This window comes from Streptomyces sp. CWNU-52B (assembly GCF_047444975.1).
In the GTDB taxonomy this organism is placed as follows: domain Bacteria; phylum Actinomycetota; class Actinomycetes; order Streptomycetales; family Streptomycetaceae; genus Streptomyces.
Window position 1 is genome coordinate 12,391 of the sequence record NZ_JBLFJV010000005.1, and the last position, 19,899, is coordinate 32,289.

At 70.2% G+C, this 19,899-nt stretch carries 18 protein-coding genes; 7 read left to right on the forward strand and 11 right to left on the reverse strand.

Annotated features, from left to right (window positions below; translation table 11 throughout):
* Window positions 1–107: 107 nt before the first annotated feature.
* From ACLVWQ_RS02910 to ACLVWQ_RS02935, 6 genes are all read right to left on the reverse strand, one after another.
* A complete protein-coding gene (locus tag ACLVWQ_RS02910; RefSeq protein ID WP_414106513.1) occupies window positions 108–1,013 on the reverse strand; it encodes an ABC transporter substrate-binding protein in 906 nt (301 codons plus the stop codon).
* Between the two features lie 133 nt (window positions 1,014–1,146).
* The gene (locus ACLVWQ_RS02915) at window positions 1,147–2,037 is read right to left on the reverse strand and encodes an ABC transporter ATP-binding protein (protein ID WP_414106514.1); all 891 of its coding nucleotides are present in this window, start codon (window positions 2,035–2,037) and stop codon (window positions 1,147–1,149) included.
* Window positions 2,034–2,945: an ABC transporter permease gene (locus ACLVWQ_RS02920; RefSeq protein ID WP_414106515.1), complete on the reverse strand. Its 912-nt coding sequence runs from the start codon at window positions 2,943–2,945 to the stop codon at window positions 2,034–2,036. Before ACLVWQ_RS02920 ends, ACLVWQ_RS02915 begins: the two co-directional genes overlap by 4 nt.
* 6 nt (window positions 2,946–2,951) lie before the next feature.
* Entirely contained in the window at window positions 2,952–4,010 is a 1,059-nt protein-coding gene (locus ACLVWQ_RS02925) for an ABC transporter substrate-binding protein (RefSeq protein WP_414106516.1), read from the reverse strand.
* Window positions 4,011–4,508: 498 nt separating this feature from the next.
* Window positions 4,509–5,402 carry a nitrate ABC transporter substrate-binding protein gene (locus ACLVWQ_RS02930; RefSeq protein ID WP_414106517.1) on the reverse strand — a complete coding sequence of 298 codons (894 nt, stop codon included), beginning with the start codon at window positions 5,400–5,402 and terminating at the stop codon, window positions 4,509–4,511.
* A 342-nt stretch (window positions 5,403–5,744) separates the two neighbouring features.
* Window positions 5,745–6,638 carry an IclR family transcriptional regulator gene (locus tag ACLVWQ_RS02935; protein WP_414106518.1) on the reverse strand — a complete coding sequence of 298 codons (894 nt, stop codon included), beginning with the start codon at window positions 6,636–6,638 and terminating at the stop codon, window positions 5,745–5,747.
* Window positions 6,639–7,067: 429 nt separating this feature from the next.
* Between ACLVWQ_RS02935 and ACLVWQ_RS02940 the strand changes: the two genes are divergently transcribed.
* From ACLVWQ_RS02940 to ACLVWQ_RS02965, 6 genes are all read left to right on the forward strand, one after another.
* Window positions 7,068–8,114, forward strand: coding sequence for a LacI family DNA-binding transcriptional regulator (locus tag ACLVWQ_RS02940; protein ID WP_414106519.1), 1,047 nt, complete (start codon window positions 7,068–7,070; stop codon window positions 8,112–8,114).
* A 174-nt stretch (window positions 8,115–8,288) separates the two neighbouring features.
* Window positions 8,289–9,308 (forward strand): ABC transporter substrate-binding protein, encoded by a 1,020-nt coding sequence (locus ACLVWQ_RS02945; RefSeq protein ID WP_414106520.1) that lies wholly within the window; start codon window positions 8,289–8,291, stop codon window positions 9,306–9,308.
* 174 nt (window positions 9,309–9,482) lie between these two features.
* Window positions 9,483–11,021 carry a sugar ABC transporter ATP-binding protein gene (locus tag ACLVWQ_RS02950; protein ID WP_414106522.1) on the forward strand — a complete coding sequence of 513 codons (1,539 nt, stop codon included), beginning with the start codon at window positions 9,483–9,485 and terminating at the stop codon, window positions 11,019–11,021.
* Entirely contained in the window at window positions 11,018–12,118 is a 1,101-nt protein-coding gene (locus ACLVWQ_RS02955; protein WP_414106523.1) for an ABC transporter permease, read from the forward strand. Before ACLVWQ_RS02950 ends, ACLVWQ_RS02955 begins: the two co-directional genes overlap by 4 nt.
* Window positions 12,118–13,140: a galactofuranose ABC transporter, permease protein YjfF gene (gene yjfF, locus ACLVWQ_RS02960; protein ID WP_414106524.1), complete on the forward strand. Its 1,023-nt coding sequence runs from the start codon at window positions 12,118–12,120 to the stop codon at window positions 13,138–13,140. The genes ACLVWQ_RS02955 and yjfF overlap by 1 nt, the downstream gene beginning before the upstream one ends.
* A 185-nt stretch (window positions 13,141–13,325) precedes the next feature.
* Complete coding sequence (locus tag ACLVWQ_RS02965) at window positions 13,326–14,750, forward strand: family 43 glycosylhydrolase (protein ID WP_414106526.1); 1,425 nt, start codon at window positions 13,326–13,328, stop codon at window positions 14,748–14,750.
* 19 nt (window positions 14,751–14,769) lie between these two features.
* On the opposite strand, the gene ACLVWQ_RS02970 is transcribed toward ACLVWQ_RS02965, so the two are convergent.
* Window positions 14,770–15,687 (reverse strand): EamA family transporter, encoded by a 918-nt coding sequence (locus ACLVWQ_RS02970; protein ID WP_414106527.1) that lies wholly within the window; start codon window positions 15,685–15,687, stop codon window positions 14,770–14,772.
* 68 nt (window positions 15,688–15,755) lie between these two features.
* Here ACLVWQ_RS02970 and ACLVWQ_RS02975 point away from each other — a divergent pair, with 68 nt between their 5' ends.
* Entirely contained in the window at window positions 15,756–16,664 is a 909-nt protein-coding gene (locus ACLVWQ_RS02975) for a LysR family transcriptional regulator (protein ID WP_414106528.1), read from the forward strand.
* Window positions 16,665–16,678: 14 nt separating this feature from the next.
* On the opposite strand, the gene ACLVWQ_RS02980 is transcribed toward ACLVWQ_RS02975, so the two are convergent.
* The 4 genes from ACLVWQ_RS02980 to ACLVWQ_RS02995 all read right to left on the reverse strand — a co-directional run bounded on the left by ACLVWQ_RS02980 (window position 16,679) and on the right by ACLVWQ_RS02995 (window position 19,778).
* Window positions 16,679–18,139 (reverse strand): sensor histidine kinase, encoded by a 1,461-nt coding sequence (locus tag ACLVWQ_RS02980; protein WP_414106529.1) that lies wholly within the window; start codon window positions 18,137–18,139, stop codon window positions 16,679–16,681.
* Window positions 18,136–18,279: a hypothetical protein gene (locus ACLVWQ_RS02985; protein ID WP_414106530.1), complete on the reverse strand. Its 144-nt coding sequence runs from the start codon at window positions 18,277–18,279 to the stop codon at window positions 18,136–18,138. The genes ACLVWQ_RS02980 and ACLVWQ_RS02985 overlap by 4 nt, the downstream gene beginning before the upstream one ends.
* Window positions 18,280–18,441: 162 nt before the next feature.
* The gene (locus ACLVWQ_RS02990; protein ID WP_414106531.1) at window positions 18,442–18,828 is read right to left on the reverse strand and encodes an SH3 domain-containing protein; all 387 of its coding nucleotides are present in this window, start codon (window positions 18,826–18,828) and stop codon (window positions 18,442–18,444) included.
* 215 nt (window positions 18,829–19,043) lie between these two features.
* Window positions 19,044–19,778 (reverse strand): response regulator transcription factor, encoded by a 735-nt coding sequence (locus ACLVWQ_RS02995; RefSeq protein ID WP_414106532.1) that lies wholly within the window; start codon window positions 19,776–19,778, stop codon window positions 19,044–19,046.
* Between the last annotated feature and the right edge of the window lie 121 nt (window positions 19,779–19,899).

Here is a 19,899-nt window from a genome sequence, read left to right on the forward strand (position 1 = left end):
CTCAGCGATGGAAGGATGCGGACTGCCCGTGGGGCGTACGGCGATATCGGCGCCGTACGCCCCACGGAGCATGGTGATGCGTGCCGGAACGGTCAGGCCGCGAACGGTCAGGCCGGCAGCAGGTTGTCGACGAGGGAGTTGTACGTCGAACCGTCCTCCTTGATCAGGTTCCAGCCGCGCATCCAGTCGAAGGTGCGCTGGAACTGGTCCTGCGGGTACGGCGCGGGGTCGACGAACCGCAGCCGCCAGCGGGCGAAGTCCTCGGGCTTGAGCGTGGGGTCTATCTCCGCGGGCACCTCGCCGATGAGGTGGTGGAGGTAGGGGTAGGGGTCCTCCTGGAGCTTGCGGACTGCCTTGACGACCGCGCGGTTGAGGGCGTCGTAGGTGTCCGCGTCGATCTCCGGCGAGGCGATCTCGGAACCGACGTAGAAGGCCTCGGTGAGCAGCTGGTACCCCTGCTTCTGCGCGACCGTGATCCACGGTTCCATCAGCGCGGCGGCCGGCACGACACCGTCCCGCAGCGCCTCGAAGCGCTGCTGCGGGCCGCCGACGTGCACCACCTTGATCTCCTCGCGGGGCAGGAAGCCCTCCAGGGCCTGCAACGCGAGATAGTGCGAGCCGTGGTGGAAGTTGACCGCGACCGGCTGTCCCGCCAGGTCCTGCGGGTGGACGGCCGGTGAGCCGGGCGCCACCAGGATGGCCTGGCTGCCGACCGCGGCGCGCTTGCCCACGACCCGCCCGCCGACCTCGGTGTCGTGGGAGCGCCGGATCTGGCCCCACTCGCACGCCCGGTACAAGGAGGCGTCGCCGCTCTCGAAGTTGGAGCGGACGCTGCCGAAGGAGCTGACCAGCTCGTGGTCGTCGAGGTAGGAGACGTTGGCCTCGTACCCCTTGGGCACGAAGTCGACGTCCAGTCCCTCTTCCTCGTAGTAGCCCTCGTCCTTGGCGACGAGCTGGGGCAGGGAGAAGACCAGGGAGAGTGTCTCCATGGTGATTTTCTTCCGGGTTGCCATCTCAGTGCGTTCCTTTCGGTGGGGCTTTCGCCGGGTGTGCCGGTCCGGCGGGTGCCGGAGCGCGCGGTGTGCTCCGCGCGGGTACGGGGTGGGTACGGGGTGGGGGTACAGGGGTACGGGGTGTGCGGGCGGGTCAGCCCAGAGCGGCGAGGATGTCGTTGTGGCGGTCGAAGATCCGCGGGTCCTCCGGGGTACGGGGCCGGGGCAGATCGAGTGTGAACTCGGCGCGCACCCGGGCGGGCCGGCCGTCGAGGACGATCACGCGGTCGGCGAGGAAGGCCGCCTCCAGGGGGTTGTGGGTGACCAGCAACCCCGTGCGCGGGCGCGCCGTCCACAGCTCCTGGAGCAGCAACCGCAGGCGCCGGGCCGTCAGTTGGTCCAGGGCGCTGAACGGCTCGTCCAGCAGCACCAGTTCGGGCTGGACCGCGAAGGCGCGGGCGATGGCGATGCGCTGGCGCTGGCCGCCGGAGAGCACCGAGGGGTAGCGGTCGGCGTACTCGGCGAGGCCCACGTCGGCGAGTGCCCGCGAGGCGCCGGCCGGGTCGAGGCCCGCGCTGGTCAGGGCGAGTTCGACGTTGCGACGCACCGACACCCAGTCGAGCAGGCGTGGCTGCTGGAAGACCACGCCGAGCCGGTGCCGGGCGTCGTCCGCACGGTCGGGCGCTCGGGACGCCCGAGGCGTCGGCGAGGGTGCGGGGAGTATGTCGTCGCTGAGCCTGATCGTTCCCGAGTCGGGGCGTTCCAGACCCGCCACGAGATGCAGCAGGGTGGTCTTGCCGGTGCCGGAGGCTCCGACGACGGCGACGAGTTCACCGTGGTGCACGGTGAGGCTGAAGTCGTCGAAGACGGTCTCGCGCGCGCCGGTCCGCGCGCTGGTGAACTCCTTGCTCACACCGTCGAGCACGACGTACGGCCGCTGCCGGACGCTCTCGCCCGCCGCGGAGCCGTGGTCGGGGCCGGGACCGGGGCCGTGTCCGGAGTCGGTGCCCGTGCCCGTGCCCGTGTGCGTGTGCGTGTGGTTCATACGGTGGCCGCCTTCCGCCAGCGTCCGAGGTGTCGTTCCAGCCCTTGCAGGACGCCGTACTCCAGGACCGCCATGACGACGGCGAACAGCAGGGTCCAGCTGAGGACTCCGGCCACGTTCTGGGCGGCGAACTGGTTGTTGAGTTCGTAGCCGACCCCGCTGGACATGCCGAACATCTCCACCAGCACGATCACCTTCCAGGACAGCGAAAGACCGAGACGGGCGCCGGAGAGCAGCGCGGGCAGCAGCGAAGGCAGCCACAGGTAGCGCAGCTTGGTGGCGAAGGAGAAGCGGTAGATGTACGCCATCTCGCGCAGCTCGGAGTCCATGGCGCGCGTGCCCTGGTAGATGCTGAGGGTCAGCGCCGGCGCGGCGGACAGGGCCACGGCCACCACCGGGTTGACCAGGGACACCCCGAACCAGATGACACACAGCAGCGCCCACACCAGACCGGGCACGGTCAGGCCGATCAGCACGGCCGGTTCGAAGAAGCGCCGTACGAACGGGACCTGGCCCATGGCGATGCCGACGACGACCGCCGTCACGAAGGCCAGCGCGAATCCCAGGGCCACGCGCAGCAGGGTGGCCCCGAGGGAGTCGTAGAACATCGGCTGGGTGACGGTGTCCGTCAACGAGGACCAGATGGCCGGCACGGTCGGCATCAGAATGCTGTCACTGCGGACGGCCACGATCTGCCAGCCGCCGACGAGGACGGCGAAGAAGGCGGCGACCGGCAGCACACTGCGGGCGACGGCCCGGCCGCGGGCGGCCGGTTTCGTGCGGCGGGCGAGGGAGAGGCCGGGGGAGCGGTCGGGGCCGGCCGGAGCGGCGGGAGCGGACGGTGTGTCCGGCGGGCGCGGGGCGGCGGTCGGTTCGGTGTCGGCCGGCGCCGTGGTGTGTCGGGTCATGGCTTCCTACCCCAGATCCCGGTAGACGGTCTTGTCGGGCACGGCCTTGATCAACCCGACTCCGGCGGCGACCTTGAGCTGGTCGCGCATGCTGGTGAACGACGCGTGGCCCCACTCGGTGGGATAGATGCCCGCCAGCCGCTCGGGCAGCAGGGCGATGGCCTTCTTCTCCGACGCGGGAATGCCGTAGGACTCGTGCAGTTCGGCCAGTACCTGCGGCCGGTCGTGGATGTACTGGTGCGACCTGAGCCGCAGGTCGGCCAGGGCGGCCGCGGTCCGCCGGTTCTTCTCCACCCAACTGCGCTTGGCACCCTGCCCGTTGAGGAACAGGTCGGCGTCGCTGCCGGTGCCCTGCTGCCACAGCTGCGTGACCGTGGCGAGCTGACGCGCGCCCTTGGCGACGAGCCGGGTGGCGTTGGGCTCGATGGTGACGATGGCGTCCACGTCACCGCGCTCGAAGAGGGAGAGCCCCGCGAGCACCGCACCGGGATGGACCTTGTACTCCTCCTCGAAGTCGATGTCGCCGACCGCGCAGGAGAGTTGGGTGGAGCGGTAGGCGTCGCTGTTCTTCGGCGGGGTGGCGACCTTCTTCCCGCGCAGGTCCTTGATGCTGCGGTACGGGCTGTTCTCCGGCACCAGCCACCGCACGTGGTTGGAGAGGCTGGTGGAGAAGATGAGGACGTCGGCACCGGCGGCGAGCGAGACGGCGGCCCCGATCGGTCCCATGCTGGCCATGTCGAGAGCCCCGGACAGCAGCTTGTTCTGTACGTCGCCCGGTCCCGAACCCGCGACATAGGTGAGCTTCAAGTCCCCGACCAGCTTGTGCTGTTCGCTGATCGGCCGGATGACCGCGCCCGCCGTGCCCGCCTGGGTGTCCTCGACCCGTGCCGACTTCCCGCCGCTCGCGCCGTCGTCCCCGGACTCCCCGCACGCCGCGAGCAGCGGAGCGAGTCCGGCCGCGGCCAGCAGCCCGCCGCCCGAGCGCAGCAGGGCCCGGCGGCCGAGCGCGCCCCCGACAGGGGGAGTGGCCCGGGAGTCTGACCGGAGGAAGGGATGACTGTTCATCACGCGGTCTCCTGGGCGGTAGTGCGAGGCGATGCGGTGGTCACGGAGAACTCCTTGGCGCGGGGCGCGGCGAGGGAAGGAAGAGGAAGGAGAAAGAGAGGGAGGGAAGGGGAGAGCAGGCAGAGCGAGGGTGGGGCAGGCCAGGGCGGAGCAGGAGAGGGGGCGGGAAGCCGGCGGGGGTGCCGCCCGGCACAGGGCGCGGCGGGGCGGCGGCACGAGGTGCTGGTCGACGTGGTTCGGGCGAGGGGGACACGGCCTGCACAGCCGACTCCAACCGCCTCTCCCCGAAGCCCGTACGTCCGTCGGCCGTGACGTGATCGTCCGGTACGGGCGCGGGTACGGCTGAGACTGTGGCTGCGTCCGGTGGAGTGGAGGGCGCGTCCGCTCAGCGCAGGGCGGAACCGCCGTGCACCGCGTCGGTACACAGGCCGCCGGCGATGACACCGAGGTCGAGGTGGTAGCGGCGGGTGAGGAGCACCGGATGCCGCAGTTCGAGGATCATGAGGAGGTCCCCGATGTCTGCCGCAGGGCGAGCAGCGTGTCGTAGCCGCTGCGCCCGTCGGTCAGCTGCCAGGAGGCCATCCACGCGTAGCTCTCGGTGAAGCGCTCGCGGGTGTAGGGGGTGGTGTGCGTGAAGCGGTGGTACTGCGACTGCAGCCGCTCCGGCGCGAGGCGGCCGGCGACCTCGCTCACGATGTGGTCGGCCCAGGCCCCACGGTCGGCGTTGATGATGTCGACGGCCGCGTCGATCACCGATATGTAGAGGGCGAGGCGCTCGGCGGGCAGATGCGGCGCCACCACCTGCGCACCACGGTAGAAGTACGAGCCCAGCACATGCGCCCCGGACTCCAGAGCCAGGCTCAGATAGGGCTCCATGAGCATGACGCCCGGTATCTCACCGGCGGCGGCCGCCGCCAGCCGGGCGGACGGCGGGCCCATGTGTTCCAGGACGATCCGCTCGCGCGGGACGGTGCCTTCGAGGAGGTGGAGAGCCGTGTAGTGCGAGCCGGTGTACTCGTTGACACCCACCGGTATGCCGCTCAGGTCGTGCGGCTCGTTCAACGCGGGATCGAAGCTGACGAGGGCCTGTGCGACGACGGCCGGCCGCAGATAGCCGATGTAGCCACCGCGCTTGTTGCGCTCCAGCCGGTCGATGCCGCCCCACTCGCAGAGGTTGAACAGATCGGCGCGTTCGGACTCGAAGAGGGCCTCTTTGCGGCGGGCGATCGGATCGCGGGACTCGCGCTCCTGTGCCGGGGTGTTCTGCGCGAGGCGTACGTCGAGGCCGGCTCGGGCGAAGAGACCGTGCTCTATGGCGACGATCTCGGGGAGGTCGAAGACGGGGTGGTTGCGGGATATGACGATCTCGTCGGCGCGTGCCTTCGCTGTCATGACAACCCCCCTTCTTCTCTGCCGCCTTGCCGTCCGCACGGTGTGGCTGGTGTCCGTGGGCCGCGGCCGACTTTAGGCCAGCACCACGGACCCGTCAATGAGGTCTTCCCGTCATACGCGAACGACTTCCACTTCGTGGGAAAGGCCATCTGCCCGGAGATCTGGGCATGTTGGGGCAGTCCGTCGAGGGGATGCGGCTGTGGGACGCAACATGATTGACACACTCGGGCCGTCACAGGACACGCGCCGGCCCTCAAGCGGGGAGCGGGGCGCTGGTGGCAGGCCCTGTCGGAGAGGTCGGAGAGGTCGGAGAGGTCGGAGAGGTCAGAGAGGTCGGAGAGGTCAGAGCTGTCCCAGCGACAGGGCGACCGGCAGACCGCGCAGGCTCTCCGCCGCGGCCACCACGCGTGCCCCCAGTGCGGGCAGGCGGTCGTCGGTCATACGTCCTGCCGGGCCCTGGATGTCCACGGCGAGCTGGATGTACGGCGACCCGCTGTCCACAGGCGCCGCCAGTCCCCGCAGACCACTGCCTTCGACGCCGTCGACCACGGCGTAGCCCCGGAACTGGGCCGCCAGCAGCTGCACGCGCCGCGCCCACTCCGCGGAGGTCTCGGTTTCCGTGGAATCCCGTGCGGAATCCCGCTGTTCGGCCTCCGCGGGGTCGTGTCCCCCGGTTCCGCCGGTGGACCGCTCAAGGGGGGCCGGCGTCGTGGCCCCGCCTCGCGACAGCACCCCGCCCAGCCGTGACGCGGTGTCGAAGGCCAGCAGGGCGACCCCCATCGCTGTCTCCGTCAACGGCACGGACGCCCCGGGCTCGCCCAGGTACCGCAGTGGCTGTTCGGACTGGACGGAGACCAGTACCAGCACCCTGTCACCGCGCCGCATACCGATGCTCGCGGTCTCCCCGGTCGCGTCGGCCAACTCCTTGAGGACCGCCGTCACCTCCGGCAGTCCGCTGGCCGTGAGCGACCTGCGCCCGAGCCGCAACAGCACCGGTCCGGGCAGGAACCGGTCGCCCTCCTGGGAACGGCACAGCAACCCCTCCGCGCTGAGCGTGCCGAGCAGCCGGTGCACCGTGCTCACGTTCAATCCGGTGATCTTGGAGAGCTCGGTCAGGGTGGCGCCGCCCGGGGGGCTGTCCACGACGGCCCCCAGCAGCGCGGCGGCCCGTGCCACCGACTGCACACCGGAGGTACGCGTCGCGGGGTTCCCGGTGCCGACGGAGGAGACAGTCACGTCGGGGACGGTACACCAGCACCGTCAGGGCCTCCGAGGGGTTTCCCCGAAGGCCGTGGGGACGGCGCGCGGCCCATCCGCACACGGTGGAACAGGCCGGGGCCCGTACGTCTGGCTGGATCCGCACCTCACCAACGTCCGGTATTTCGTGTGTGGTTCGAAGTTTCGGTGCCGAAACTAGGGCCGCGCCCGGAGCCCGTCAATACCTTCGCCGTGAAGCCGCGCCTGAATCTGTCACTCCGCAATCGCGCGCCTCCGGTGCGTTACGCAAACGTGACGTCCTCCTGCTGTCGGCCCCCTTGACCGGCATGAATTGTTAGCGCTCACAATGACCTCCGCAATCACGGGCCGACTTTCGGGGAGGCCCCGGGTGACGGTCCACGCACGGCTCAGGAGTCTTCCGGTTCACGACCGCCAAGGAGGTGCGGCATGGCACAATCCCAGCTTCGGCCGCCCACCATGGCCGATGTCGCGCGACTGGCAGGCGTGTCCCACCAGACCGTCTCCCGTGTGCTGGGGGATCACCCCAACGTGCGGGACGAGACCCGGGCCAGGGTGCTGCACGCGATCGAGGAGATGGGCTACCGCCGAAACTTCTCCGCACGGGCCCTGGTCACCCGGCGCACCCGGACCCTGGGTGTCGTGGCCTCGGACACCACCCTCTACGGTCCGGCCAGCACCCTCTTCGCACTGGAGGAGGCGGCGCGTGCCGAGGGCTATCTCGTCTCCACGGTCAGTCTGCGCAAGCTGACGGTGGAGAAGCTGTCCGAGGCGCTGGACCACCTCAGTGAGGGCGGGGTGGAGGGAGTCGTCGCCATCGCCCCGCAGCGGTCGGCGGTCGAGGCCCTCGCCGAACTCCGCCATCCGTTCCCGGTGGTGACCGTGGGCAGCGGCCCCTCCGTGGGGATCCCCGGCGTCACCGTGGACCAACGCCTGGGCGCGTGCCTGGCCACCGGTCATCTGCTGGCCGCAGGCCATCGCAGGGTCTGGCACCTCGCCGGGCCCGAGGACTGGCAGGAGGCCGCCGACCGCGCCGCGGGCTGGCGGATCACCCTCGAAACGGCGGGTCTGGAACCGCCGTCGACGCTGCGCGGGGACTGGAGTCCGCTGTCGGGCTACCGGGCCGGCCAGGAACTGGCCGGCTGGGTGGGCCGGGGGCTGACCGCGGTCTTCGTCGCCAACGACCAGATGGCGCTGGGGGTGTTACGGGCCCTGCGGGAGGCGGGGGTGCGAACTCCCCAGGACGTGGCGGTGGTCGGCTTCGACGACATCCCGGAGTCGGAGTTCTTCGCACCGCCGCTCACCACCGTCCGGCAGGACTTCGCGGCGGTCGGCAAGCGGAGCATCGCCCTGCTCCTCGACCTGATCGAGGGCAGGGAGCCGTCCGGGGCGCTCAGCATCGCCATCGAACCCCAACTCGTCGTCCGCGCCAGCACGTTCCCGTACACCTCGGATCAGGGTGCCCCGCCCGTCTGACCTCTCACCGTCACCGACCATCACCGACGCCCCCCCCGACGACCGTTTCCCACCCGCCCCGGTATGTCCGATATCTCGAACAATGATCGACAGGCTGGACGTACGCGGCCTGTCCCGGCGAGCAGCACGTGCACCAGCAGGCCCTACCGGGCCCGCTCTTCAAAGGAGAAGAACATGCTCAACAGAAGGAACTTCCTCACCGCGGCGGTCGGCGTGGCGGCCGCGGGCGGCCTGGCGGCCTGTGCCAAGGAGGACGAGGGTTCCTCCGGCTCCGACTCGGGCAGCGGCAGCGGCGGCGGTGGCAAGAAGATCACCCTCGGCTTCGCGCAGGTCGGGTCGGAGAGCGGCTGGCGCACGGCGAACACCAAGTCGGTCAAGGAAGCGGCCAAGGACGCCGGTTACACCCTCAAGTTCTCCGACGCCCAGCAGAAGCAGGAGAACCAGATCTCGGCGATCCGCAGCTACATCGCGCAGAAGGTGGACGTCATAGCCTTCTCGCCGGTGGTCGTCACCGGCTGGGACGCGGTGCTCAAGGAGGCCAAGACCGCGAAGATCCCGGTCATCCTCACCGACCGCTCCATCGAGACCGCCGACGACTCCCTGTACGTCTCCTTCATCGGCTCCGACTTCATCGACGAGGGCCGGCGCGCGGCCAGGATGCTGGAGAAGATCCTCGCGAAGGCCGGCCACAAGGGCGCGGTGAAGATCGCACAGCTGGAGGGCACCACCGGTGCCGCCCCCGCGATCGAGCGCGCCAAGGGCTTCAAGGAGATCATGGACGCCGAGCACAAGGACGACTGGAAGATCGTCGTCAGCCAGACCGGTGACTTCACCAGGGCCGGCGGCAAGCAGGTCATGGCGGCCTTCCTGCAGTCCAACCCGGACGTCAACGTGCTCTACGCGCACAACGACGACATGGCCCTCGGCGCCATCCAGTCCATCGAGGCGGCCGGCAAGAAGCCCGGCAAGGACATTCTGATCCTCTCGGTCGACGGCGTGAAGGACGGCTTCGTCGCGATGTCCGAGGGCAAGATCAACGGCATCGTCGAGTGCAACCCGCTGCTCGGCCCCCAGCTGATGGACCTCGTGAAGAAGGTCGACGACGGCGAGACGGTCGAGCGCCGGATCAAGACCAAGGAGGGCGACTTCCTCCAGGACCAGGCCAAGGACGCCCTCCCGACCCGCAAGTACTGACCCGCCGGCCGCCACCCGCACCGGCTGACCGACCGCACCCACCCCCAGGGAGCCTCCGTCCGGCCGAACACCTCGGTTCAAGGGGGCTCCCCGGGGGCTCGAACGCACTTCCGGTCTCCGGGCCCGTACGAACACCAGGGCCTGACCGAACATCCAGTCAAGAGGAGCGCTGCCATGGCAGAGCCGCTGCCCGTCCTGGAGATGACGGGCATAGTCAAAGAGTTTCCGGGGGTACGGGCTCTGTCGGGTGTCGACTTCCGGCTCTTCCCCGGCGAGATCCACGCCCTGCTCGGCGAGAACGGCGCCGGCAAGTCCACCCTCATCAAGGTGCTGACCGGGGTCTACTCCCTGGACGGCGGCACCGTCACCCTCGACGGCTCGTCCGTCCGCTTCACCAGCCCGTCGGCGGCCCAGCAGGCCGGGATCAGCACGGTCTACCAGGAGGTCAACCTCTGCCCCAACCTGTCGGTGGCGGAGAACATCTTCATCGGCCGTGAACCCACCCGCTTCGGCCGCATCCAGTGGAAACGGCTGCGCCGGGAGGCCGCGGAACTCGTCGACCGGCTCGGCCTCGACATCGACGTCACCGCGCCGCTGTCCTCGTACCCGCTCGCCGTGCAGCAACTGGTCGCGATCGTACGGGCGGTGGGGACCGGGGACAGCGACGGCTCGGGATCGGGCACCAAGGTGCTGATCCTCGACGAGCCGACCTCCAGCCTCGACCGCGACGAGGTCCTCGAACTCTTCGCCCTGATGCGGCGGTTGAAGGGGCAGGGCGTCGCGATCCTGTTCGTCTCGCACTTCCTCGACCAGATCTACGAGGTCTGCGACCGGATGACCGTGCTGCGCAACGGCGCCCTCGTCGGCGAGCACATGGTCCGCGACCTCGATCAGGTCGGCCTGGTCCAGCTGATGATCGGCAAGGCCCTGGACCAGCTGGAGGAGCTCCACGACCACCAACTCCACTCCGACGTGGGGGAGTCGCTGCTCACGGCGGACGGCGTCGGCAGGACCGGCGGGATCGCCCCCTTCGACCTGGAGATCAAGAAGGGCGAGGTCGTCGGACTCGCCGGACTGCTCGGCTCGGGCCGTACGGAACTGGCCCGGCTGCTCTTCGGCGCCGACCAGCCGGACAGCGGCAAGGTGAGTATCGGCGGCAAGCAGGTCTCGATGAGCGCGCCGAACGACGCCATCGCCGCGGGGGTCGCGTTCTGCTCGGAGAACCGCAGGACCGAAGGGCTCGTACCGGACCTGACGGTGCGGGAGAACATCATCCTCGCCCTGCAGGCCGCGCGCGGCTGGATCCGGCCCGTCCCGGCCGCCCAGCGCGACGAGCTCGTGGCGAAGTACATCAAGGCCCTGGACATCCGGCCGGCCAACCCCGAGGCCAGGGTCGGACAGCTCAGCGGCGGCAACCAGCAGAAGGTCCTGCTCGCCCGCTGGCTGATCACCCGGCCGAAACTGCTGATCCTCGACGAGCCGACGCGCGGCATCGACATCGGCGCCAAGGCCGAGATCCAGAAACTGGTGGTCTCGCTCTCCGAGGACGGCATGGCCGTGCTGTACATCGCGGCCGAACTGGAGGAGGTCCTGCGGCTGAGCCACACCATCGGCGTGCTGCGCGACCGCAGGCTCGTGGCCCGGCTGGCCAACGGGCCCGAGATCACCCCCACCCGGATCCTGGAGACCATCGCGAGCGGAGAGCACCAGTGACCACCACTCCCCGATGGCGAGAGCTGACACGCCACCACCTGTTCTGGCCGGTCGCCGTGCTGGTCGTCCTGCTGCTCGTCAACGTCCCCTTCACGCCCGACTTCTTCTCGATCAGGATGACGGACGGGCACCTCTACGGCAGCCTCGTCTCGATCGTGCTCTTCGGCTCGCCCCTCATCCTGGTCGCCGTCGGGATGACCCTGGTCATCGCCACCGGCGGCATCGACCTGTCCGTCGGCGCCGTCGTCGCGATCACCGGGGCACTGTCCTGTTCGTACCTCAGTGACCAGGCGGACCAGGCGGCCCTGTCCGGGGTGCTCCTCGCGATGGGCCTCGGCCTGCTCGCCGCCGTCGCCTGCGGTCTCTGGAACGGCTTCCTGGTCGCCAGGATGGGCATCCAGCCGATCATCGCCACGCTGATCATCATGGTCGCCGGGCGCGGTGTCGCCCAGCTGATCACCGACGGGCAGATCATCACCGTCAACAGCGGGCCGTACAAACTGATCGGCGGCGGTTACTGGCTGACGCTGCCCTTCTCCATCTTCGTGGTGGCCGTCGTGGTCGCCGTCACCGTGGCACTGACCCGCCGCACGGCGCTCGGCCTGCTCGTCGAGTCGGTCGGCGGCAACGCGGAGGCCAGCCGCCTGGTCGGCATCAGGTCACGGCGCATCAAGATCATGGTGTACGTGTTCTGCGCGCTGTGCGCCGGGATCGCGGGCCTGATGATCAGCTCCAACACCTCGGCCGCGGACGGCAACAACGCGGGGCTGTGGATCGAGCTCGACGCCATCCTCGCCGTGGTCATCGGCGGTACGTCGCTGCTCGGCGGCCGGTTCTCCATCGGCGGCACGGTGGTCGGCGCCCTCGTCATCCAGACCCTCACCACCACGATCTACACCATCGGCGTGCCCACCCAGACCAACCTGGTCTTCAAGGCCGCCGTCGTCATCATCGTCTGCCTGATGCAGTCCCCGAAGTTCCGCGCCAAGGTGTTCGGCACCGGCGGCTTCGGAGGGAAGCGGGGCGCCGAGCGGGCCGAGGCGCCGGCGGACGCCGCCGCGACCCCCGAGACCGTACGCACGATGGAGGTCTCCTGATGACCACGACCACCCGACAGCCCAAGGCGCCCGACAGCCGTACGCCGAGCCGGGCGACGCGCGTCCTCGGCGACCGCCGCCTGCCCGTCCTGGTGACGGCCGGGCTCTTCCTCGTGATGTACGCCGTCGGTCTGAGCCGGTACCAGAACTACGGGTTCGCCGAGACGCAGGTGTTCCTCAACCTGTTCATCGACAACAGCTACCTGCTGGTCGCCGCGGTCGGGGCCACCTTCGTCATCCTCTCCGGCGGCATCGACCTCTCCGTGGGCTCCGTCATCGGCTTCACGACGATGTTCACGGCATGGCTGGTGGAGCGCCAGGGCCTGCCGATCGTGGTCGTCATCCCCATGGCGCTGGCCGTGGGAGCCTTCGGCGGCTACCTGATGGGCTATGTGATCCAGAACTTCGAGATCCAGCCCTTCATCGTGACGCTCGCCGGCCTGTTCCTCTTCCGGGGCCTGTGCCTGGTCATCAGCAAGGAGTCGATCTCCATCGGCGACTCCTCGGTGAGCAGCATGGCCCAGGCGCAGCTGTCCCTGGGAGGGGCGTTCCTCTCCGTCGGGGCGATCGTGGCACTGGTGGTGCTGGCCGCGGCGTTCTACGTCCTGCACTACACACGCTTCGGCCGCCGGGTGTACGCCATCGGCGGCAACGACCAGTCGGCCCTGCTGATGGGGCTTCCGCAGGGCGGGACGAAGATCGCGGTGTACACGATGAGCGGGTTCTGCTCGGCGCTGGCGGGGCTGCTCTTCACGCTCTACATCCAGTCCGGGGACCCGTTGCACGCGACGGGTCTCGAACTGGACGCGATAGCGGCGGTGGTGATCGGCGGCACGCTGCTGACGGGCGGGTCGGGGTACGTGGTGGGCACGCTGTTCGGTGTCCTGGTCCTCGGCCTGATCAAGAGCCTGATCCAGTTCGAGGGGACGCTCAGCTCGTGGTGGACGAAGATCGCGACGGGTGTGCTGTTGTGTGCGTTCATCCTGATCCAGCGGACGATGACGTCCCGTCGGGAGGCGTGAAGGGGTTTTCGCCCCCGCCCCCGAACCCCCGTTGCGCCGTTCCCCGCGCCCCTGGGCATGCCCCCTCAGGGGCGCGGGGAACTGCGCAGACTTTCACTGGGGCTACGCCCCCAGACCCCCGCATACGGTATTTCGAACGATCTGACGTGATCGAGAGGAAGACAGTGAGACGCACGATCGCAAGGGTGATCACAGCGCTCCTCGTCACCCTGACCGCCCTCGCCTCCGGCACCGCCGAGGCCGCCGCACCCACCTCGCCCGCCGTCACCTACACCAACCCCGTCGCAGCACAGCGCGCCGACCCGCACATCTACAAACACACCGACGGCTACTACTACTTCACCGCCACCGTGCCCGCGTACGACCGCATCGTCATGCGCAGGTCCACCACCCTCCAGGGCCTGTCCACGGCCGCCGAGACGACCATCTGGACCAAGCACGCCAGTGGTGACATGGGCGCGCACATCTGGGCACCGGAGATCCACTTCATCGACGGCAAGTGGTACGTCCACTTCGCCGCCGGGGCCTCCGGGGACGTCTGGAAGATCCGCCCGTACGTCCTGGAGACCGCCGCGGCCAACCCGTTGACCGGGACCTGGACCGAGAAGGGCCGCATCGCCCTGCCCCTGGACACCTTCTCGCTCGACGCGACCACCTTCACCGTCGGCGGCACCCGCTATCTGAGCTGGGCGCAGAACGACCCGGCGGTCGGCGACGGCACCAACATCTACCTGGCGAGGATGTCCAACCCCTGGACGATCAGCGGCAGTCCGGTCATGATCTCCCGGCCCACCAACGCCTGGGAGACGGTCGGCCACACCGTCAACGAGGGCCCGGCGGTCATCCAGCGCGGCGGCAAGGTCTTCATGACCTTCTCGGCGAGCGCCACCGACAGCAACTACTGCCTCGGCCTGCTGACCGCGTCCGCCTCCGCCGACCTGATGAAGGCGGCCTCCTGGGCCAAGACCCCCACCCCGGTCTTCACCAGCAACACCGCGACCGGCCAGTACGGCCCGGGGCACAACACCTTCACCACGTCCGAGGACGGCAGGTCCGACGTCCTCGTCTACCACGACCGCGACTACAAGGACATCAGCGGCGACCCGCTCAACGACCCCAACCGGCGCACCCGTTACCAGAAGCTGTACTGGAACGCCGACGGCACGCCCAACTTCGGCATCCCGGTGGCCGACGGGGTCACCCCGGTCCGCTTCTCCTCGTACAACTTCCCCGACCGGTACATCCGGCACTGGGAGTACCGGGCGAAGATCGAGCCGAACGTCACCAACCTCGCGGACTCCCAGTTCCGGGTGGTGACGGGGCTGGCCGGCACCGGAACGGTCTCCCTGGAATCGGCGAACTTCCCCGGCCACTACCTGCGCCACCGCGCCAACGGCGAGGTCTGGGTGGACAGGAGCGACGGGAGTACGGCCTTCAAGGGCGACGCGAGCTTCTACCGGCGGGCCGGTCTGGCCGACACCTCCGCGGGTGTCTCCTTCGAGGCGTACAACGTCGCGGGCAGCTACCTCCGGCACTACGACTACCTGCTCGTCACGCAGCCCGCCGACACGACGACGGCGAGGGCGGACGCGACGTTCTACGCCGAGTAGCCGAGCGGTGGGTCACGTCTCAACGACGGGCCGCGAGAATGCTGAGCGCGTTCGCGGCTACGACGGCACCGACTGCGGCCCACTCCACCGGCCCCAGGTGCTGGCCGAGCACCACCCAGCCGACCAGGCCGGCCAGCACCGGGTTGACGCTCATGAAGAGACCGAAGGCCGGGGCGGACACCCGGCGCAGGGTGAACATGTCGGCGAGATAGGGCACCGCGGAGGCGAGCACGCCGGCGGTGACCGCGTACGCGAGAGCCGTGGGGGTCGGCGGGTTCCGGAGCGCGAGGACGATGCCGACCGGCAGGAACATCAGGGCGGAGACGCCCGCCGCGACGGCGGAGCCCTGCGCTCCGGGTATGCGCCGGCCCACGGTGCGGTTGAGCAGGATGTAGGCCGCCCAGCACACGGCGGCGAGCAGGCCCAGCCCCATCCCGAGGTAGTCGGCCGACGGCTGCGGACGCATCAGGGTGACCACGCCGGCCGCGGCCACCAGCGCGCAGCAGGCGTCCACCCGGCGGCGGGCGGCGGACAGCGCGATGGCGAGCGGGCCGAGGAACTCCAGGGTCACCGCGAGACCGAGGCCGATGCGGTCGATGGCGGTGTAGAGGGACAGGTTCATCGTCCCGAACACCAGGGCCAGCAGCAGGACCGGCCACCACTGGTGCCTGGTGAACGAGCGCGGCCGGGGCCTGGCGACCGCGAACAGGACGAGCGCGGCCACGTACTGGCGTACCGCGACGACACCGAGGGGGCCGAGGACGGGAAAGGCCAGCGAGCCGATCGCGGCCCCGGTCTGGTTGGACAGCCCGCTGCCGACGAGGGTCACCAGCCCGGCCGCCCGCCGGCGGTCGGGCGAGGGGACTGTCGGTGTCGGTGTCGGTGTCGGGGGAGTGTGCTGCGCGGACGCCGTGGAGGGCGCGGAGGCTGCGTGCATGCCTCGATGCTGCGCCTGCCACGGTCATGCGCAAAATGCATCATCCGGTCCATCTATACGCTTGAGTCATGGATACGACGGAGGCGACGGGCACAGCTGACACAGCGGGCGTGGCGGCTGGGGCGGACGTGGAACTGAGGCAGTTGCGCTGTCTCGTCGCGATCGTCGACGAGGGCGGCTTCACCGACGCCGCCGGCGCCCTCGGCGTCTCCCAGGCGGCGGTGTCCCGCACCCTGGCCTCGCTCGAACGGGCCCTCGGCGTCCGGCTGTTGAGGCGTACCTCACGAGAGGTGACCCCGACGGCGACCGGGCTGCGGGTGGTGGCGCACGCCCGGCGGGTGCTCGGCGAGGTGGAGGGCCTGGTCCGGGAGGCCGCCTCGGGTCACGCCCGTCTGCGGATCGGTTACGCCTGGTCGGCCCTCGGCCGTCACACCCTGGCCTTCCAGCGGGGCTGGGCCGAGGCGCGCCCCGAGACGGAGCTGGAACTCGTCCGCGCCAACTCCGCCACCGCGGGACTGGCGGAGGGCACGTGCGAACTGGGCGTCGTCCGGCGGCCGTTGGACGAGCGCCGCTTCGACTCCGTCATCGTGGGCCTGGAGCGGCGGCTGTGCGCCATGGCGTCCGACGATCCGCTGGCCCGGCGCCGCTCGGTGCGGCTCGCCGACCTCGCCGGACGCATGCTGCTGGTCGACCGGCGGACCGGGACCACCACGACGGAGCTGTGGCCGCCGGACGCGCGTCCGGCGGTCAGGGACACCCACGACATCGACGACTGGCTGACCGCGATCTCCACGGGCAGCTGTGTGGGGATGACGGCGGAGGCGACCGCGCACCAGTACCCGCGGCCGGGAGTCGTCTACAGACCGGTACGGGACGCCGAGCCGATCGCGGTCCGGCTCGCCTGGTGGCGGGACGATCCGCATCCGGCGGCGCCGAGGGTGATCGAACTCCTCACGGCGCTCTACCGGCAGGAGTGACGAGGCTGTGCCCCTCACGGGGCGGCGGGTGCCGGCGGGATCGTCATCGTGAACGTGGTCGTGCCCGGAGTGCTGGTCAGTTCTATGGTGCCGCCGTGGGCCCGGATCAGGGAGCGGGCGACCGCCAGGCCCAGGCCGCTGCCGCCGCGGTCCCGGCTGCGGGCCTTGTCGATGCGGAAGAAGCGGTCGAAGACGTGCTCCTGGTCGGCGGCCGGGATGCCGGGGCCGGAGTCGGTGACCCGCACGACGGCCTCGCCCGACGCGGTCGGGCCGGTCGCGGTGGACACCTCCACGCGGACGTCGGTGCCGGCCGGGGTGTGCACGGCGGCGTTGGTGAGGAGGTTGTCGAGGACCTGCCGGATGCGCAGGACGTCGAGCCGCAGTCCCACCGGGCCGGCGCCCGCAGGCAGGGACACGGACAGCGGATGGTCGGGGTGGCTCGCGCGGAACGCGTCCGCCGCCTGCCGCACCAGTTCGGCCAGGTCCGCGTCCTCCAGCCGCAGCGGTGTGTCCACCTCGGCGGCGTCCAGGCGGGCGAGCAGGAGCAGATCGTCGAGGAGGACCCCCATGCGGGCCGCCTCGGCGCGCAGCCTGGCCAGGTGCTTCTCCCGCTCCTCGGGCTCGTTGGCCGCCGCGTACTGGAAGAGGTCCGCGTAACCGCGTACCGACATCAGGGGGGTGCGCAGCTCGTGCGAGGCGTCCGCGACGAAGCGGCGCAGCCGCTGTTCGGCTTCCGTGCGGACGGCCAGGGAGTCGTCGATGTGCTCCAGCATGGTGTTGAACGCGGTGCGCAGTTCCTCGACCTCCGGACCGCCGTTGCCGCGGTCGGCGCGGACCGGCAGGCGGGCCGAGTCGGTGAAGTCGTGCGAGGTGATGCCGCGGGCCGTGTGTGCCATGTCGCTGAGCGGTTTCAGCCCCCGGCGCAGCACCGCGCGCCCGAACACCACCAGGCCCAGGAGCGCGAGGGCGAACGCCACGACCTGGACCGTGACCAGCTGGTCCATGGTCTTCTCGATGTCCTCCAGGGGAGCCGCGGTGACCAGGACCACGCCGGTGCCGATCTTGCAGGCCCGCAGCCGGTAGGAGCCCTCGTCCTCGATCCGCGTGGTGTGGGACATCTCCGTCGAGCCCGCACGGGCCAGCGACTCGGCGACGGCGGTGAGCTGGACGGTGTCCTTCGGGACGTCGCTGGGTCTGCGCAGGACGGCCGAGTCGCCCGAGACGTCGTACACGGCGGTGTACCAGCCGTAGTACGGCCTGCGTTCCACGGTGCCGTGTGCCTGGGCGTCCTTGGCCTGGGTGACCTGGACCAGCTTCATCTGATTGTTGAGCTGATGCTCCAGGTAGTCCCGCATGTACGTCGACAGTGCGGTGCCGACCGCGGCGAAGACGACCAGGGCGAGCACGCCGATGCCCAGCGCGAGCCGGGTGCCGAGGCGGAGTCTGCGGTACGTGTCGCGGAGGCTGCGGATCACCCGGCGGCCTGCCGTGTCCCGGACGGGCGGAGCCGGTCGGGGGCGGTGCGGCCGTCGAAACCCGGCGGCATCGGGTCGAGGACCACGAGGGGCGGGGCGGGCGGGGCGTCGTGCGCCACGAGGAGTTGTACCTTTTCCACGTGTCCATAGTGCTCGACGTGGCCGGTCGCGCCATAGCCATGGGGGTGGCGCGACCGGATCGACAGGCACTTGAAAGCCTGCCGACAGGAAAACGCCAGGTTGCCGGGCAGGCCCGGCGCCCCGCTCGGGACGGGGCGCGCGGGAAGGTCAGCAGGGCGTGTTCAGCACGGGCCGGGTGCGGCGGTGATGTTCTCGATCCAGCGGGCCGCGACCCAGCCGCTCTTGTCCTTCAGGAGGTACCAGCGGGGATTGCCGTCGACGACCTCACCGTTGGCCTTGCACTTCAGCTCGACGACGGTGCCGTACGGGATGGAGCGGACAGGCGGCCTGCTGGTGTTGGGGTTCTGGCGCACGTTGACGGCCGGCCTGGCGATGACCCGGCCCTTGTATACGAACGCCGCAGCCGGCCCGGCCGGCGTGGTGACGGACGCCGGGCCCGGGTCCGACCGGTGGCCCGTGGCGGCGGCGGGTGAGGCCAGGGCCGTCCCCGCGAGCAGAACCCCGGCGAGTACGGAGACGATCCGGTGCCCGGTGTGCGGTGCGCTCATGACGGTTTCCTCCTGTTGTCCATGAACTCCGGCTTGTGTTTGCCCGGTTGGACACCTTCATGGCACAGGAACAGCCCGCTGAGGCCCCGTTCCCGCTCAAGAAACGCCCGTTCCACCCGGATGGCGCCACCGGCAGGCCGGGTTGACGGGCCGGCGGGCAGGCGGGCCGGCGGGGTCGATCAGGTGGAGCGCCTCGGCGGCTTTCGGCCTCCGCGTCACCCGGCGACCTGTCGCACCACGTATCCGACGCCTCGTACGGTGTGGATCAGCTGCGGCCCGTCCTTCTCGCCGGTCGCATCACCGGTGCCCGTGCCGCTGTCGTTGTCGCCGTCGAGTTTGCGGCGCAGGCGGCTGATGACCAGTTCCACCACGTTCGAACGGCCGCCGAAGCCGTACTCCCAGACGTGGTCGAGGATCTGGGCCTTGGTGAGCACGGTCGGCGACTTGCGCATGAGGTAGCGCAGGACCTCGTACTCGGTCGGGGTGAGCGTCAGCAGGCGCTCGCCCCGGCGCACCTCGCGGGTGTCCTCGTCCATCGTCAGGTCCGCGACCGCGAGCACGGACCGCTGGAAGGCGGGGCCCGCGCTGCGGCGCAGCACGGTCCGCAGCCGGGCCATCAGCTCCTCCACCGCGAACGGCTTCACCAGATAGTCGTCGCCGCCCCTGGTCAGGCCCGCGACCCGGTCCGCCACCCCGTCCCGCGCGGTCAGGAACACCACGGGCACCATCGTCCCGGACAGGCGCAGCCGGTCGAGGACGGCGAAGCCGTCGAGCCCCGGCAGCATCAGGTCGAGCACCACGATGTCCGGGTGGAACTCGGCGGCCCGCCGCAGGGCCTCCTCGCCGGAGTTGGCGGTGACCGCCTCCCAGCCCTCGTAGCGGGCGACCGTCGCGACCAGGTCGGCGATGGGCGGATCGTCGTCCACGACGAGAAGTCGTACTTTTTCCACGTGCCCATAGTGCTTCACGTGGCCGTCCGCGCCATAGCCGAGGGGACGCGGAACCGAGATCGATAAACACTTGAAAGTTCATCGACAGGAAAACGACAGCTCCGGGGAGGCAGGCTCGAAG

Coding starts and splice junctions, on each gene's coding strand:
- ACLVWQ_RS02910 (WP_414106513.1), bottom strand. CDS start 1,013: ATGGCAACCCGGAAGAAAATCACCATGGAGACACTCTCCCTGGTCTTC.
- ACLVWQ_RS02915 (WP_414106514.1), bottom strand. CDS start 2,037: ATGAACCACACGCACACGCACACGGGCACGGGCACGGGCACCGACTCC.
- ACLVWQ_RS02920 (WP_414106515.1), bottom strand. CDS start 2,945: ATGACCCGACACACCACGGCGCCGGCCGACACCGAACCGACCGCCGCC.
- ACLVWQ_RS02925 (WP_414106516.1), bottom strand. CDS start 4,010: ATGAACAGTCATCCCTTCCTCCGGTCAGACTCCCGGGCCACTCCCCCT.
- ACLVWQ_RS02930 (WP_414106517.1), bottom strand. CDS start 5,402: ATGACAGCGAAGGCACGCGCCGACGAGATCGTCATATCCCGCAACCAC.
- ACLVWQ_RS02940 (WP_414106519.1), top strand. CDS start 7,068: ATGGCACAATCCCAGCTTCGGCCGCCCACCATGGCCGATGTCGCGCGA.
- ACLVWQ_RS02945 (WP_414106520.1), top strand. CDS start 8,289: ATGCTCAACAGAAGGAACTTCCTCACCGCGGCGGTCGGCGTGGCGGCC.
- ACLVWQ_RS02950 (WP_414106522.1), top strand. CDS start 9,483: ATGGCAGAGCCGCTGCCCGTCCTGGAGATGACGGGCATAGTCAAAGAG.
- yjfF (WP_414106524.1), top strand. CDS start 12,118: ATGACCACGACCACCCGACAGCCCAAGGCGCCCGACAGCCGTACGCCG.
- ACLVWQ_RS02970 (WP_414106527.1), bottom strand. CDS start 15,687: ATGCACGCAGCCTCCGCGCCCTCCACGGCGTCCGCGCAGCACACTCCC.
- ACLVWQ_RS02975 (WP_414106528.1), top strand. CDS start 15,756: ATGGATACGACGGAGGCGACGGGCACAGCTGACACAGCGGGCGTGGCG.
- ACLVWQ_RS02990 (WP_414106531.1), bottom strand. CDS start 18,828: ATGAGCGCACCGCACACCGGGCACCGGATCGTCTCCGTACTCGCCGGG.